Origin of the sequence: Desulfovibrio sp. An276 (genome assembly GCF_002159665.1) — a bacterium.
Taxonomy (GTDB): domain Bacteria; phylum Desulfobacterota; class Desulfovibrionia; order Desulfovibrionales; family Desulfovibrionaceae; genus Desulfovibrio; species Desulfovibrio faecigallinarum.
The window spans coordinates 125,515-139,709 of the sequence record NZ_NFJC01000003.1 but is presented as its reverse complement, the minus strand read 5'-3'; the positions used below and the strand labels follow the sequence as shown (position 1 = coordinate 139,709).

The window sequence follows — 14,195 nt, the reverse complement described above, 5'->3', positions numbered from 1 at the left end:
AAGATAAAATTTTTATTACCACATCGTAAAAAATTGCACTTCAAATGTCAACACGGCTTGAAGCTTTATACTATATTTACAGAGAGATAAGTATGTATACTAGTACAGAACCTCAGCTGAATTAGACCCGTGGTAGTAAAAACATCCCGGGAACTCAGGATAAGTCCGCAAAATCCTCTTTCGGGATTTGCCGGGCCTCCTGTTGCAAGGAACAGGGGGCCCTTCCCTTTTTTTGGGATTTTTCCGCATAGGCCCCCATTTGCCCAGGGACCTTGTCAGGGAGAGGCATTTTGCGTAAGGCAAGGAAAAAAACAGCCCTGTCCCCAGTTTTTTAGGAGGATTGGGGCCTGCAAGGAGGATATATGCGCTTTGTGCACGCAGTCTGTCTTCTCGTAGCGCTTTTGGCCCTGAGCGCCTGTTCGGGAGAGGAAGTGAATACAAAGGCCCGCACGGAAAGTCTGCCGGCCTTCAGCATCGATTTGCCCGAGGGCTGGGTTACCAATCTGCCAGAGGGCATGGAGTGTACGGTCGCGCGCTGCCTTGCCGGCTTTGCTCCCCAGACGCAAGGGTCGCGCTCTGCCGTGACCGTTTCCGTGGTTCCGAACCTCGGGAAAAGCCTGGACGAGATCGTGCGCGAATCAACGGCCAACATGGCTCAGTTTGACGCAGCCATGCGCCTGGTCTCCCAGAGCGAGACCAGAGTCGAGTACGAAGGTACCATCAAGGGCAACGACGCCCGTCTCATTGCCACCATAGACATGCCCAAACAGCAGGTAGGCGTGCTGCTCCTGGTCGGGGAAAACGATCAGGTGCGCAAGATTGTGGCAAGCATACGCATGGCAAATCCTGTCCTGAACTTTGCAGGGGCAAGATAGAATTTGCACGAACCCAAACAAAAAGGCGGCGAGAAATTGCCGCCTTTTTGTTTGGAGAGGAAGGCCCAAAGGCCTGTCAGACCTAGCCTTCGTGGCCGTTTTTGTGCCTGTTCTGAAGCAGCTGCTTCAAGGTGTAGTTCAGCTGGACATAGGAGAGACCGAGGAGCTTTGCGGCTTCCACGCGGTTGCCGTTGGTCTTGTCCATGGCCTCGACAATCTTGGCCAGACGCATCTTGCTCAAGGTGTCGTCGAGGTTTTCTCCGGAACCAAGCTCAAAGAATCTAGTCTTCTCGTTCAGCCTGCGCAGCTCGTCGAGCTCGTCTTCGAGATCGTGGTCGTAGTCCTCTTCGTCCTCGTCTTCGTCCTCATCTCCCTCATCGACGTCCGTGCGGGGCAGGATGTAGCCGTCCAGACCGAAGTGGTAGTCCTGTATCGTGTTTTCCCTATCCTCGGGCATGTCGTCAGGATCCGTTATGCGGCTCTGCTGCAGCTGAACGAGAACATCCTCGCGGCTGATGGTCGAGTCCGCGTCCGAAAGAAGACAAATCTGCTGCAGGATGCGGGACACCTCGCGCAGGTTTCCTGGCCACCTTTCTTCTATGAGGGTCTCCCAGGCCTCGCCGCTGAAGTTCCAGCACTGTCCGAGTTTCTGCTGCAGGGCCACAAGGAAGCTGCGCAGAAGGTCCTCGCGCTCGTCGTAGGTGTATTCGCGCACAGGCGGAAGCAGCGAGCTTACGCCAGCCAGACGGTAGTAGAGGTCCGTGCGGAAGTGGCCGCTGCGCACGTCGTCCATGAGGGTCGGCAGGGCAGAGGCGATAACGCGCACGCGTGCTGTGCAAGCGGGATAGGGGGTTGCCGCAGGCAGGGACAGGCGGGTCTCGCCGGCCGTAGCCAGAACGCGCACAAGCATGCTCTGCTGGGTGGGCGTCAGACGGTTCACATTTTCAAGGAAGAGCGTGCCAGAGCGAGCCTTGCGGAAGGCTCCCTCGCGCGGGCGCGTCACATTGGCGCCTGCGCGTCCGAACAGCTCCGTGTAGAACATGTCGTCTGTCAGGCCTGCACAGTCAAGGCTCACAAACTTGCCTGTCCTGCCGCTCCATTCGTGGATATAGCGGGCGAGGCGGCTCTTGCCACTGCCGCTCTCGCCAAGGAGCAGGATGGAGACAAACATGGTGGCTACGCGCTGCATCTTCTTGTACACGTCGCCAAGCTCTGCGGAGATCACCGGGGGCTCGCCTTCCTTGGGCATGGGCGCCGAGGGCGCGATGCGGGAGGGTTTGCCAATGCTTGGAACAGGCGCACGCAGGCTGGTCTCGTCCTGCACGGCAGAAGGCATATCGAAGTCGAAGGGACGCTCCATGGCTGCCTGCACAACCTGGATTTTGGGCTGCAGCACAGTCTGGCTGCCAGTCTGGGCACTGGCCTTGGTCTTTCGCCCGCTTCTGAAACGCTGGACAAGATCCCTTGCCTTGAGCCTGTGTCTGGGCTTTGGCAGGAGAGGCACGCGCCGCTCTCCGGGTTCTGGCAGGACGCTTTCTGCGCCCTCGGCCCTTGCCGCTTCCTTGCGTTCGGCAATGGTCTGGGCGATGTTGGCCTTGAGTGTTTCGAAGTTCGGAACACTTTGGTCTGTCAGCATGTCCTGCAGGGAGACTGTCAGAATGTCCGGATCCTTGCCAATGCCGGCGAGTCTGGTCTGCATGAGGGTCACGCCATTGTAGCGTATGGTGGCCAGAAGGAGGAGTACTGCGTGGGTAACAGGAGAACCGGGGGAGAGGTGGTAGGTGACGCCCTCGCCGTTTTCGGGCAGATGGAACTGCTCGACTATGTTCTCCATGGCCTGTCTTGTCACCTGGCTTATCATGGTGTGATCGGAAAGGTCGGTCACTACCGTCCGTTTGATGTCGAGCTTGTCGGGGCTTATGCAGGGCGCAAGCCACGTTTTCAGGGTCTCCTGCACGTTCTGGTTCGCGGCAGTGAGCAGGAGCACATAGTCAAAGGCCGGCACAAACTGGAGCAACATGCGGATGGGGCCGGGATTGACTATGTCGTGGCGCAGGGCAGCGCTGATGTCCACCTTGCCGACCCAGCACACAAGGATGCGGGGCTTGCGGTCGGTAGGAGCAGCGTCGCGCGCGGCAATAAGTATGTCCTGATTGTCAACGCTTTCCTGGGCAGACAGGCTTTCCTGGGCTGCGCGCTGCGCCTGGGCCTGCGAGGGACGGGGCGCAGGGTGGGGAGGAATCCAGATGCCGTCCTCCGGCAGGGGGGTTGCGTGATTGTCTTCCGGAATATGTACATGACGGCAGATGCGGAAGAAATTGTGCGCCCTGTTCTCGTCAGCAGGTGCAAAGACAGGCGGCACGTCGTCGGAGCCGATGAGGCAGGTTTCCACCCTGCCGTCGCCATACTGGAAGTGGCCTATAAAGGGGGTCACGTCGTCGTCGCTGCTGGCCTTGCTCTCCTGCAGGGAAACGTGATGCGCTATGCGCTCACAGTGTTCAATCTCCTCTGGCGTGAGGTTTGCCAGAGGATCTGCAGGCGTTGCCTGCTCGCTTTCGGCAAGGTCGGGGGTTGGGAGAGGAGCGTCTGCGGGTGCACTGACAGTATTCTCTTCTTCTGCGCCATCCTTGTCTGCGTCTTTTTCGCTCAGGCCGGCTTCCCCGCTCTCGGCCATTGTCGCATCTGCCTCGGCAACATTGTCGTCCCAGGACTCTTCCTCGAAAGAATCATCCTCGTCTTCCTGGGCAGAAAGATCTGCGGGTGCGGGTTCTGTGTCTGGCCCGCCTTCAACCATGGCTTCGGCCATGGATACCACTGCTGCTTCCGAGTGTGCTCCTGGCTGGATTTCCGAGTCTTCTGCCGCGAGGTTTTGGGCAGCCTCGGCCTTGGGGGCGGGAACAATAATGCGGGCCTTTGAGCTATCGGAAAGGTCCTGTGCCGCTTCTTCCGCCAAACCGGTCGCTGCCGACTCGTTTTCCTGCGTGGCCTGGGTGGACTTTTTGGCCTGTTTGGTTGTGCGGGTTGTCCTGGCAGTCCTGCTCTTGGCAGTCTTGTTTGCCTGAGGCTTTCTGTTTCCGCTCAGCTGGGCGACAAAGGAGGAGAAGGAGCCGACCTCCATGTCCTCGCTTCTGTCTTCTGTCTGGCTTGTTTCTTCGGCCTGCACGCCTCCCTGCTCGCCAAGGGATGCTGCCTTCTCGTGAGCGGCAAGTTCGTCCGCGAGGGAGATGGAGGGAATGCCCGCCTCGTCCTCGGTCTTCAGGGGGCGTCTGCGGCGCCTGGGTTTCTCCGCAACCTTGGGATTTTCCTCCTGCCCGGACAGGGATGCTCCGTTTTCCTCGTCAAAAAGGGAGGCCGCGACATACTTTTGCTCTGCCTCGGCCTGGGCCAGGGCATCGGGAAGAAGGTGGTACTGCCTGTCCTGGGCTGCCTCACTCTCGTCCGTCTTCTTGCGCGTGCTCCGTGCAGAAGTTGTTTTGGTGGTCTTTTCGCCAGCGACAGTCGTGCGGCGTCTGCGTATTGTCTTGGTCTCGGCTTCGCCTTCCAGGGCGTCAGTGGTGGTCATCTGGGCCTGGTCAGTACCCGCGTCTGTGTCGGTTTTCTTTCTGGACCTGCGGATCTGGGGCCTGGACGTGGTCTCGACTGCGTCCTTTTTTTCCTTGTCTGCCATACGCTCGTACATTCCTTTGCTGTCCTGACCGTCACCCGCCTTGAGACAAGGCTTTGGATACAGCGTATCACGGCATGGGAGACGGCAATCCCGCTTGAGGCAGGACAGTCCTGTTTTTGTGTGTGGCGGCAAAAGCGCCAGACATGTGCCCGGGTCGCTTTTGTCAATGTTTTTATCTGGTTTTGCCGGTTGCAGGAAGAAGATGCAGCTGGTCGCTGGGGAAAGTTCTATTCGGTCATGGGGAAGCGCAAGACAAAGTCCGATTTATTCCGCAAGAATGCAATTGCTTGCGAAAAAACAATTTTGGGAAAATTGCCTGTGGCAACCGAACTCTGGCGTGATTCCCGACATGGGCCACATATGTCTCCCCGGCCTTTGTTTCATGCCCTACACTGGCATGGGTGCGGCGCACGGGGCGTATTCTGACAACCTCTTCTGACAACGTTCGGGGGACGAAACAACCGTCCGCAATATACGATTGAAAAAGCACAGAATTGCGAAAAAAGCAAGACGCTGATCCCGCATGCAAAACCACTTTTTTCCCTAAAGAGGTTGTCTCAGGAAAAAAACGGGCAAACGCTGCCGCTTGCCAAGAGCGTGCCTTTTGAGGCATAGGCCGCGCTTGGAGCAGGGACTTCGGCTCAACCTTGAACCTGCAAATTGCACCAAATGGCGAGGATCAAATGCTGCGCTTTCATATAGTCTCCCTCTTTCCCTCCTTTTTCGACTCTGCCCTGTCCACAGGACTCATGGAAAGGGCTCTTGAAAAGGGTATCCTGTCCGTGGATGTGACGGATCCGCGCGAGTTCACCCAGGATCGCCACAGGCATGTGGACGACAGGCCCTACGGGGGAGGGCCAGGCATGGTGCTTCAGCCGGATCCTATAGTGCGGGCGCTGCGCTCACTGCCAAGGCCCGGGCGCATGCTGTGCATGTCCCCGAGCGGCAGGGCTGCAAGCCAGGAATTCATGCGCGAGCTCGCAAGGGAAGAGGACATAACCATACTGTGCGGCCGCTACGAGGGCTTTGACGGACGTCTTTTCGATCTCTTTCCCCTGGAGGAGACAAGCGTGGGCGACATTGTTCTCAACGGGGGCGAGGCAGCAGCCCTGGCCGTGATCGAGGCCGTATCCCGTCTTGTGCCAGGCTTCATGGGCAAGGAGGAATCCGGAGACGAGGAAAGCTTTTCGGAGAGCCTTCTTGAGTATCCGCAGTATACCAGGCCTCCAGTGTACGAGGGCTTGGGGGTCCCGGACGTTCTCCTTGGGGGCAACCACGCCCAGATAGCTTCCTGGCACAGGAAGTGCTCCCTGGAACGCACCCTGGAACGCAGGCCGGATCTTCTGGAAAGGGCCAGACTTGGCAGGGAGGACGCGGAGCATCTGGCTGCCTATGTTGCCCAAAGCGGGAGACACTCGTGTTCGGGAAACATACACCTGTGTCTTGTGGACGAGCCCGTGCGTCACTTTGGCAAGGAGAACTCTGGCAAGGGGAGCCCTGGAAAGTCCCGTTTTGTGCACGGAGAGCTGGGAGTGGAGGATATTTTGTCCCTGCAGGAGGGCTTCGCCCTGGGTACGGGATTTGTGGTTGGTGGGACCTTTGCAGGGGAAGAGGGGGAGCAGAAAAGTACGCACTTTTTGCGCGTGCAAAGCCTTGAAGAGGTTGCAGGGGAAGTGAGCCGCCTGCACGGGCAAAGCCCCCTCATATACACGGTTTCCACATGGCCGAAGAAGGAGGTGACGCAGTCCTTTGCGGACATGCGGGCTCTTGCCCAAAGGACGCCGGTTGTCCTTGTTGTCGGACGCCATGGTCTGCCCGGGAAGAAGACCATGCGGGAATGCGACGGAGCACTGCGCCCTGCGCGCTTCCTTTCGAAGGGAATCCTGGAAGGCAGGGTCTACCTTTCCCTGGTCCTCGACCGCATTCTGGGAGATTTCTTTTGATCTCCAGCCCCTTTGGGAGGAGCTAGAGAATCCTGAGCACAAGCGAAAAGGCAGCCATAAGGACAAGGACAAAGAGCAGCTTGCGCAAAATGTCCGAAGAGAGGAATTTTTGCAGGCGCGCTCCGCAGTACATGCCAGCCATGCCGCCAACACCCAGGCAAAGCGCCACGGGCACGTTGGGAAGAATGTCGAGGCCAGGGTCAAGAGCGTGGAGAGCCAGGCTTGCCACAATCGAGGCTATGGCTGTCATGAAGGTGGAAAAGAGGGTGGCTGCGGAAAGGGCGTGCACAGGCAGGTTGAAAAGCGAGACCAGGAAGGGCGCCATGATGGATCCTCCGCCAATGCCGTAGGCTCCCCCGACAACGCCAACACCAAGGCTCAGGCAAACAAGTCCCGGAACAGAGCATGCGTACTGCGTGCCCTGGAAGGCAAAGACAAGACGCTTGCACGTACAGGTGATAAGTCTGAGCTCTGTGACACCTCTTTGGAATTTTGAAGCACTCTTTTTCCTTCCCCGCAGCATGGAAAAACCCGTAAAGAACAGGACAGCTGCGGCAAAGATCGTAAAGGCTCTTGCGCCGGCAAGGAGGCCTGTGCGCAGGTAAAGACCCAGAAAGAGTCCCGGCAGGGTACCTGCGCAAAGGAGCAGGGCAAGAGGCCAGAGCATGCGCCCTTCCCTCAGGAAACGAAGGATTCCGGCGGGGGTAGCCAAAATGTTGAAAAGCTGGTTCGTGGAGCTGATGGAAGGGGCTGTACTGCCAAGCACCAGAACCTGCACTGGCAAGAGCAGAAAGGCTCCCGAGACGCCTACCGTGGAGCACACAAGGGAAATGAGGAAGGCTGCGACAATCAGGAGAGGCATGTATCCGGCAAAATCCATATTGACCTCCTGTCACGCTAGTTGTTGTCACGAAAATAATAAAAATCGTGAATTTGTCAATCACGCAAAATACCATATTCGTGGCCAAGGAGAACAGAAAGGCATATGGGAATCGCGCAATAGTCGTGTCAATATATTGCAATTACTGGTTTGTCCGGGAAAACGCACACCTTTGTGGACATAATTTCGGAATGGCAAAAATAATCACGCTTTCATTCATTGCGCGATATTTTCGTGACTGAATGAGAGCAGGTGCATCGCAGTGCAAGCGGGTGATGACAAGACTTATGGAGAAATACGGATACGGGAATATGTACAGGAACAGGGAAAAGCTTCTGTTTTGTCCTGAACCCTGCTAGTCTTGCAGGACACGACCTGTCCGGCACCTTGCTGAAATTTCCGGATATCCAGACAGGCAGCCATTTCACAGAAGGAGCCCTTCATGCCATCCAAGCCTATCATTCCTACAGTGTCCTGTACGTCACCATCCCCCTCCGAGGGAACCATGCACGACTTTCAGCTGGCTCTGGACCGCAGGGAATTTTCCAGGGCCAGGGACATGGCTCTTGCGTTTGCGGATCCGGACATGAGGGGTGAGCACGGGCGCTGTGCCCTGCACTTTGCCCTGCTCTACCGCGGAAGCGGCCCTGTGGTTGAGGCCTTGCTGCAAAGAGGTGCGCAGGTAAATTGTCAAAGCTCGGACGGAACGCCGCCCTTGTTCATTGCTGCGCGCAGAAACGAACCTGCCCTGGTAAAAAAGCTTCTTCTTGCCGGTGCGGACGTTGCCTTGCGCGACAAGGAAGGTGCAAGTGTTTTGCACTACGCAGAAAGCGCAAACGTAGCGCCACTTCTTGAGCACGGGGCAAGCCTTGAGGCCAGGGACAATCTTGGTCGCACGCCCCTGCACGCCGCTGTTCTCTTTGAGGATCCTCAAACCGTAAGGACCCTCCTCGCGGCAGGAGCCGATGTGCATGCCAGGGATGGGGACGGCAAAACAGCCCTTGATCTCGCAAGAGACAGTGGCGATGAGGAGTGCGTGGAAATCCTCGAACAGGCAGAGCAGGGCGCATGACCCGCCAGAACGCATGAAGGGGGCCAAAGGATATCCTTTGGCCCCCTTCATATCCGTCTACGAAACAATCAGGCTGAGGGATTGGCAGTCCTTGCCTCGGCCTTGCTCTTGCCTCGTTCCTGGTACCAGCGAACTATGCAGGAGAGCGAGAAGTTGATGACAAAGTAGATGAGCGCGGCAAAACCGAAGATGGCCGCCACCTGCTCGATGCCCACTGTCTGGCCCGTGTAGCGGGGCAGGAGCGAAAGCACGTTGCGCGAGCGGAACATGAGCTCTGCTACAGCCACCATGGAGAGGAAGGAAGTATCCTTCACTACAGTGATAACCTGGCTGAGCAGGGTGGGCACGATATTTTTGAAGCATTGGGGCAGGATGATGTAGACAAGCGTCTGCACAAAGTTGAAGCCCTGGGAATAGGCTGCCTCGAACTGCCCCTTGGGAATGGAATTGAGTCCGCCGCGTATGATTTCCGCTATGGCCGCAGAAGTGAAGAGCACAAAGGCAAAGGTGCAGCGCATGAAGGCTGTGGGCAAAGGCGCGTGCACATAGCAGATCAGCACCCACATGAGGTTCGGGGTGTTGCGGAAAATTTCGATGTATATTCCTGCCAGGCGCCCCAGGACAAACTTGTCGTAGCTGCGCAGAAGGGCAAGGATGAGCCCGAAAAAGATGCTCAAGATGCAGATAATGACGGAAAGCTCTATGACAAGCCAGGCGCCGCCCAGAAGGTACTGCATGATTTCGGGCGTGAATGTTTTGCTGATGACTTCGATCACGATGCTGCTTCCCCCGTGCTGGCAGGCTTGTCAGTGCTCTGGATGTCACGCTTTTTCAGGCGTTCCTCGTAGTTGCGGCCCCAGGTGGCCAGAGGAAAGCAGAGGATGAAGTAGAGAATGCCGCAGACCAGGAAGGGCGGGCCGTAGATGCACTCGCCTGTCGTTGCCCAGTCGTTGGTTCTGTTCATGAGGTCCGTTCCGCCTATGAGGGCAATGACAGAGGTGTTCTTGATCAGATTGACCATCTGGTTGACCAGAGGGGGAAGAATGATCTTGATTGTCTGCGGCAGGATGATCCAGCGCATGGTCTGCACATAGGTAAAGCCCTGCGAAGCCGCGGCTTCGGCCTGTCCCTTGGGAATGGACTGTATGCCGGCTCGCACCACTTCCGCTATGTAGGCGCCGTGGTAGATGCCCACAGCGTAGATGCCGACGGACACCTGGCCTATCATGACGCCAATATAGGGCAGGGCCAGGTAGAAAACGTAGGCCTGCAGCACCAAGGGCGTGTTCTGCAGGGTTTCCACATAACCGCGGGCAATAAAGCGGGGCAGGGTGTGGTGCGAGGTGGACATGACGCCAAAGACCACGCCAAGGGCCAGAGCCAGCAACAGGGCGAGAACAGAGACCATGACCGTAACTCCGAAGGCCTGGGCAAAAAGCGTCCAGTCCTTGAAGAAGGCCATCCAGCTCTCATAGGACAAGATTTGTTCGATCACGTAACGGGCCCCCTGCAAATGGCAGGAAAAATCCGGACATTTGCAAACAAAGGCTTTGGGAGGGGTCAACCCTCCATGAAGCAAGCTGAAAAGCCCTCCTGTCCCGTATGGCAGGAGGGCAGACAATCATGGGATGAGACTACTTTTCCACGTAGGACGGGGGAACCTTGTTGGCCTTGATGAAGCCTTCGATGGTACCGTCGGAAAGCCACTTCTTGACCAGATCGTCCAGGTAGGTGGCAAGCCCCTTGTTGGAGAGCTTTGTCACGATGCCGTAGGGCTGGGGAGAGAAGCGGGCGGAAGTGAGCAGGATGGTTCCTGCGTCAAGGTAGCCTGTGAGAATGGAACCGTCCACGCAGAAAGCCTGCACCTGGCCTGCGTCAAGCGCGGCCTTGATGGAGGGGTAGTCGGGGAAGGTCTGGATATTCTTGGTATCGGTGAGGGTCACGCCAGCCTTGGCTGCTGCCGCGATAAGGGCGTCCTTGGAGGTGGAGCCTTCGGCAACGCCAACAAGCTTGTCCTCAAGATCCTTGTAGGTAGAGATCTTGCTGGACTTCTTCACGAGCAGAGACACTGCGTCCGTGTAGTAGGGGGTGGTGAAGTTCCAGGTCTTCTTGCGCTCTTCGGTGATGGTGAAGGTGGCAATGACCATGTCGATGTCACCGGAATCCACGAGCTGGCCGCGGGTCTTGGCTGTCACGGCCACGAAGTTCACATCGTCTGCGTCAAGACCCATGGTCACGGCAATCTTTCTGGCAAGATCGATTTCCATGCCGGCGTACTTGCCGGACAGTTCCTGCATGCCAAAGCCGGGCACGTCGGTTTTCACGCCGACATTGAGCTTGCCGCGCTTGACGATTTTCTGCACGTCCGCGGGCAGGTCTGCCGCAGCTGCCGTGGCGACGTTGAAGCCGAGCACCATGGCAACGAGAACAAGAAGAGAAGCGAGCTTTTTCATAAGCGTCCCCCGTCGCAAATATGCCAGAATGGCAGGTATGAACACAAAAGTCCCTGACCCGAATCTGAACACTTTGTGTCCGGCAATTCGGCAAAAGGATTTTGTGTCCGGTTCGGGAAGGTATCAGTACAGAATCTTGCCAAGGAACTGCTTGGTTCGATCGTGTATGGGATTCAGGAAGAAGTGCTCCGGCGTACCCTCTTCGAGGATGGTGCCATCGTCCATGAAGATGACCCTGTCCGCTACTTCGCGGGCAAAGCCCATTTCGTGGGTCACGATGACCATGGTAATGCTTTCGCTGGCCAGTTTGACCATGACGTTGAGCACTTCCTGGACTGTTTCCGGATCAAGGGCCGAGGTGGGCTCGTCAAAAAGAATGATCTTGGTCTGGCTGCACAGGGCGCGGGCAATGGCAACGCGCTGCTGCTGGCCGCCGGAGAGGGTGGTGGGATAGACGTGGGCCTTTTCGGAAAGGCCGACCACTTCCAGATAGTGGTAGGCCAGCTCCTCGGCCTCCTTGCGGCTCTTGTTGAAGAGTTTGATGGGCGCAAGGGTGAGGTTTCCGAGGACGTTCAGGTGGGGGTAGAGGTTGAACTGCTGGAAGACCATGGAGGAGGTGCTGCGAACAAGTTCGGTGCGGTTCTTCTTGGTGAGCTCGACGCCGTTGACGAAAACCTGGCCCGAGGTGGGCAGCTCAAGTCCGTTCATGCAGCGGACAGTGGTCGATTTTCCCGATCCGGAAGGACCGATAATGACGAGCTTTTCGCCTTCGTTGACAGTAAGATTGACGTCCTTGAGGACTTCATTGGCACCGAAAAACTTGTGAACATGGCATAGTTTGATCATGGACGCAGACTCCAGGTAGCTTTGCCTCTTGCAAGGCCTGTTCCCCGAATTTTTGAAAAAGTCCAAAAAAGAGCGGGGGACAAAATAATGCCCAAATCGCAAGGTCCTGTCAAAGGTTTTGGCAAAAAAAACGCAAGCTTCAGCAAATTTCCGCAACACCCGAAGACCATGAGTCCATGACGTGAAGCGGAACAAGGCGCCTGCCAGCCGGGAAGTGGACTTGGAATAGCGGAACTAAAAAAGGACCCATGAGACAACTCACAGGCCCTTGTTTCTTGATAAATGGAGCCTTTGTCCAGGATTGAACTGGAGACCTCGTCCTTACCAAGGACGCGCTCTGCCGACTGAGCTACAAAGGCTTGTGCGTATGAGGTTTTGTTGCTGTTCCCTCAAGGCGAAAGACAAACTATGCGAAACCAGCCTTTCTGTCAAGGAAAAATAAAAATTTTTTCGGTTTTTTTTTGTGATTGTCCAAAAATCGTCACAATACCGAAGTCTTGAAGAAGGACAATGATGCCGTGAAGGCTTGCCGCAGGGAAGCCTTCCTAGCAGTCCCAGGGCTTGCAGACGACTTCGCGGATTTTTGTCTCGAGGATGGATGAGGCGTGGGAAGGGGCCAGGATGAGTACACTGTCTGCGCCGCGGCCAGTGCCGCCAACTGCCACAATATCTTCTCCGTAGGGGATGAGGCCTGCGTCCAGGGCCATGACGGCGATTTCCACGCAGACCTTGGGGCCCTGGCCCAGCATGTAGAGTGTCTTTGCCATGACCTCCACAGGGCCAATGCCCTGGAATTTGCGGCTAAGGCCCCTTTCCGCACCGCTCAGGACGTGGGTTGTGGTAAGAACGTCCACTCCATGCGCGACAAGTTTCTTGCGCTCCTCCCCGCAAAGCTCCATTTCTCCGGGAGCGCGAAAGCCGCAGGCATGTGTCACGCAGACAATGTGGCGCTTTTTTGCCCAGGGAAGAAAGAGGGATGCGGTGGCACCGGTGTTGCTTGCCACCACGATGTGACCGATATTGTGTGTTTGGGCCGCTTCCATGGCAAGGCTTACGGCTTCCTGCGTGTTGGCAGGACCTCTGGTGGAAAATGCCTTCATCATTTGTTTGGCGTTAAGGCTTCTCGACGGGCCTTGCGCCTTCCTCCTTATGATTTTTTATGGCAGCAAGTCTCGCAGCATTTGGTTTTTCTGGCAATGGGTGATCCCAAACCTCCTTCTTGCGCTTTGCGCCTCGCAAGTGTAGCAATGTCCGGCAGAAAATCGCCCGGATTTTTCCGGAAAACGCAAAAGACATTCGGAGGATATATATGAGTACCAGGAAGAAGGAAAGCGAGGCCAGCCGTTACATGCAGGCCAGCGAGGCGGAACTTGAGGCAAGGCTTGAAAAGGCAAGGAAAGCCCTTGAGGCCCTGCATGCCCTGGATGGGGGCAGCCGGGACGACACAGATGCTGTGTCTTCCCTGGTTGGAAGTGCCCTTGAAAGGCAGGCATCTCTGGAGGATATGGTGGACAGGCAAAAGGCAATGGCCGAGCTTGTCCATGTGGTGCGCATGTGCGAGGCAAGTCTGAGGATACGCGAACTCAAGCGCAACAAGTACTTTACCCAGAGCGCAGTGCGTCTGCTCTTTGACGGCGAGCGCAAAAAGTCCGGTTCCTGGACAGATCTTTTCGGTTCGAAGTAGTCTTGGGGGTATTTATGTCCGACAACGCAGCCCTGGTGGTCCTTTCCGGAGGCCAGGATTCCACAACCTGTCTTTTCTGGGCAAGGGAGCACTTTGCCCGTGTCCACGCCGTCACCTTCGACTACGGCCAGGCCCATGCCATCGAGCTTGAATCAGCGAGAAAAGTGGCAGAGATGGCCGGTGTTGCCGACCATGAAATCGTGAAGACAGGAAAGCTCTTGCGCAGCACCTCGCCCCTTCTCGACGAAAACGCTCCCCTTGCCACCTACACCGATTTCGAGAGCATGGAAAAAGAGGTTGGCAAACGCATAGAAACGACCTTTGTGCCCATGCGCAACGCCTTTTTCCTGACCCTTGCCGCAAACATAGCCTTTGCCAAGGGCTGCAACAACCTTGTGACCGGGGTGGACGAGGAAGACAACGCCAACTACCCGGACTGCCGCGAAGCCTTTGTAAGGTCTCAGGAAGACACTATCAATCTGGCCCTGGGTCTGGAAAAGGGAGACGCTGGCGCCTTTCGCTTGCATACCCCCCTCATTCACAAGTCCAAGGCCGAGACCATAGCGCTTGCCCAGTCCCTGCCGGGGTGCATGGAAGCCATGGCCTATACCCACACCTGCTACGCAGGCGTCTTCCCTCCCTGCGGCAAATGCCATTCCTGCGTACTCAGGGCCCACGGCTTTGCCGAGGCAGGCGTTGAGGATCCGCTCCTTGTTCGGGCGGCAAGGCTTGGCCTCAAATAGTGCGCATATCCGCCTTTTCGGCATATTCCAAA

General features: G+C 56.7%; 12 protein-coding genes and 1 tRNA gene. 5 read left to right on the top strand and 8 right to left on the bottom strand.

Translation table 11 applies throughout. The features are described from left to right. The first annotated feature begins 362 nt into the window (after positions 1–362). Positions 363–875, top strand: coding sequence for a hypothetical protein (locus B5F76_RS03370; protein ID WP_087351086.1), 513 nt, complete (start codon positions 363–365; stop codon positions 873–875). A gap of 82 nt (positions 876–957) precedes the next feature. On the opposite strand, the gene B5F76_RS03365 is transcribed toward B5F76_RS03370, so the two are convergent. After that, positions 958–4,542, bottom strand: a complete 3,585-nt coding sequence (locus tag B5F76_RS03365; protein WP_162608661.1) for a sigma-54-dependent transcriptional regulator — start codon at positions 4,540–4,542, stop codon at positions 958–960. Positions 4,543–5,225: 683 nt separating this feature from the next. Here B5F76_RS03365 and trmD point away from each other — a divergent pair. Further along, complete coding sequence (gene trmD, locus B5F76_RS03355; RefSeq protein WP_087351076.1) at positions 5,226–6,485, top strand: tRNA (guanosine(37)-N1)-methyltransferase TrmD; 1,260 nt, start codon at positions 5,226–5,228, stop codon at positions 6,483–6,485. 22 nt (positions 6,486–6,507) lie between these two features. On the opposite strand, the gene B5F76_RS03350 is transcribed toward trmD, so the two are convergent. Continuing rightward, the gene (locus tag B5F76_RS03350; RefSeq protein ID WP_087351073.1) at positions 6,508–7,365 is read right to left on the bottom strand and encodes a sulfite exporter TauE/SafE family protein; all 858 of its coding nucleotides are present in this window, start codon (positions 7,363–7,365) and stop codon (positions 6,508–6,510) included. A 442-nt stretch (positions 7,366–7,807) separates the two neighbouring features. Here B5F76_RS03350 and B5F76_RS03345 point away from each other — a divergent pair, with 442 nt between their 5' ends. Next, positions 7,808–8,437 (top strand): ankyrin repeat domain-containing protein, encoded by a 630-nt coding sequence (locus B5F76_RS03345; protein ID WP_087351070.1) that lies wholly within the window; start codon positions 7,808–7,810, stop codon positions 8,435–8,437. Positions 8,438–8,505: 68 nt separating this feature from the next. Here the strand turns inward: B5F76_RS03345 and B5F76_RS03340 are convergent, their stop codons facing one another. From B5F76_RS03340 to B5F76_RS03315, 6 genes are all read right to left on the bottom strand, one after another. Beyond that, positions 8,506–9,213: an amino acid ABC transporter permease gene (locus B5F76_RS03340; RefSeq protein WP_204218306.1), complete on the bottom strand. Its 708-nt coding sequence runs from the start codon at positions 9,211–9,213 to the stop codon at positions 8,506–8,508. Further along, on the bottom strand, positions 9,210–9,932 hold the full coding sequence (locus tag B5F76_RS03335) for an amino acid ABC transporter permease (RefSeq protein WP_204218305.1): 723 nt from the start codon (positions 9,930–9,932) through the stop codon (positions 9,210–9,212). Before B5F76_RS03335 ends, B5F76_RS03340 begins: the two co-directional genes overlap by 4 nt. A 139-nt stretch (positions 9,933–10,071) precedes the next feature. Further along, on the bottom strand, positions 10,072–10,890 hold the full coding sequence (locus B5F76_RS03330; RefSeq protein WP_087351061.1) for a transporter substrate-binding domain-containing protein: 819 nt from the start codon (positions 10,888–10,890) through the stop codon (positions 10,072–10,074). A 123-nt stretch (positions 10,891–11,013) separates the two neighbouring features. Continuing rightward, entirely contained in the window at positions 11,014–11,736 is a 723-nt protein-coding gene (locus tag B5F76_RS03325; RefSeq protein WP_087351056.1) for an amino acid ABC transporter ATP-binding protein, read from the bottom strand. Between the two features lie 283 nt (positions 11,737–12,019). Beyond that, positions 12,020–12,095: transfer RNA gene (locus B5F76_RS03320), tRNA-Thr, on the bottom strand. 186 nt (positions 12,096–12,281) lie between these two features. After that, positions 12,282–12,839 (bottom strand): pyruvate kinase alpha/beta domain-containing protein, encoded by a 558-nt coding sequence (locus B5F76_RS03315; RefSeq protein ID WP_239406937.1) that lies wholly within the window; start codon positions 12,837–12,839, stop codon positions 12,282–12,284. A gap of 206 nt (positions 12,840–13,045) precedes the next feature. On the opposite strand from B5F76_RS03315, the gene B5F76_RS03310 reads away from it, so the two are divergent. Both B5F76_RS03310 and queC read left to right on the top strand, forming a co-directional pair. Then, positions 13,046–13,420, top strand: coding sequence for a hypothetical protein (locus B5F76_RS03310; RefSeq protein ID WP_087351053.1), 375 nt, complete (start codon positions 13,046–13,048; stop codon positions 13,418–13,420). Between the two features lie 14 nt (positions 13,421–13,434). After that, positions 13,435–14,163: a 7-cyano-7-deazaguanine synthase QueC gene (gene queC, locus B5F76_RS03305; RefSeq protein WP_087351050.1), complete on the top strand. Its 729-nt coding sequence runs from the start codon at positions 13,435–13,437 to the stop codon at positions 14,161–14,163. Positions 14,164–14,195 lie beyond the last annotated feature (32 nt).

Bases quoted from the DNA above. Each gene is read 5' to 3' on its own strand.
- B5F76_RS03370 (WP_087351086.1), top strand. From the start codon at position 363: ATGCGCTTTGTGCACGCAGTCTGTCTTCTCGTAGCGCTTTTGGCCCTG.
- B5F76_RS03365 (WP_162608661.1), bottom strand. From the start codon at position 4,542: ATGGCAGACAAGGAAAAAAAGGACGCAGTCGAGACCACGTCCAGGCCC.
- trmD (WP_087351076.1), top strand. From the start codon at position 5,226: ATGCTGCGCTTTCATATAGTCTCCCTCTTTCCCTCCTTTTTCGACTCT.
- B5F76_RS03350 (WP_087351073.1), bottom strand. From the start codon at position 7,365: ATGGATTTTGCCGGATACATGCCTCTCCTGATTGTCGCAGCCTTCCTC.
- B5F76_RS03345 (WP_087351070.1), top strand. From the start codon at position 7,808: ATGCCATCCAAGCCTATCATTCCTACAGTGTCCTGTACGTCACCATCC.
- B5F76_RS03330 (WP_087351061.1), bottom strand. From the start codon at position 10,890: ATGAAAAAGCTCGCTTCTCTTCTTGTTCTCGTTGCCATGGTGCTCGGC.
- B5F76_RS03325 (WP_087351056.1), bottom strand. From the start codon at position 11,736: ATGATCAAACTATGCCATGTTCACAAGTTTTTCGGTGCCAATGAAGTC.
- B5F76_RS03315 (WP_239406937.1), bottom strand. From the start codon at position 12,839: ATGATGAAGGCATTTTCCACCAGAGGTCCTGCCAACACGCAGGAAGCC.
- B5F76_RS03310 (WP_087351053.1), top strand. From the start codon at position 13,046: ATGAGTACCAGGAAGAAGGAAAGCGAGGCCAGCCGTTACATGCAGGCC.
- queC (WP_087351050.1), top strand. From the start codon at position 13,435: ATGTCCGACAACGCAGCCCTGGTGGTCCTTTCCGGAGGCCAGGATTCC.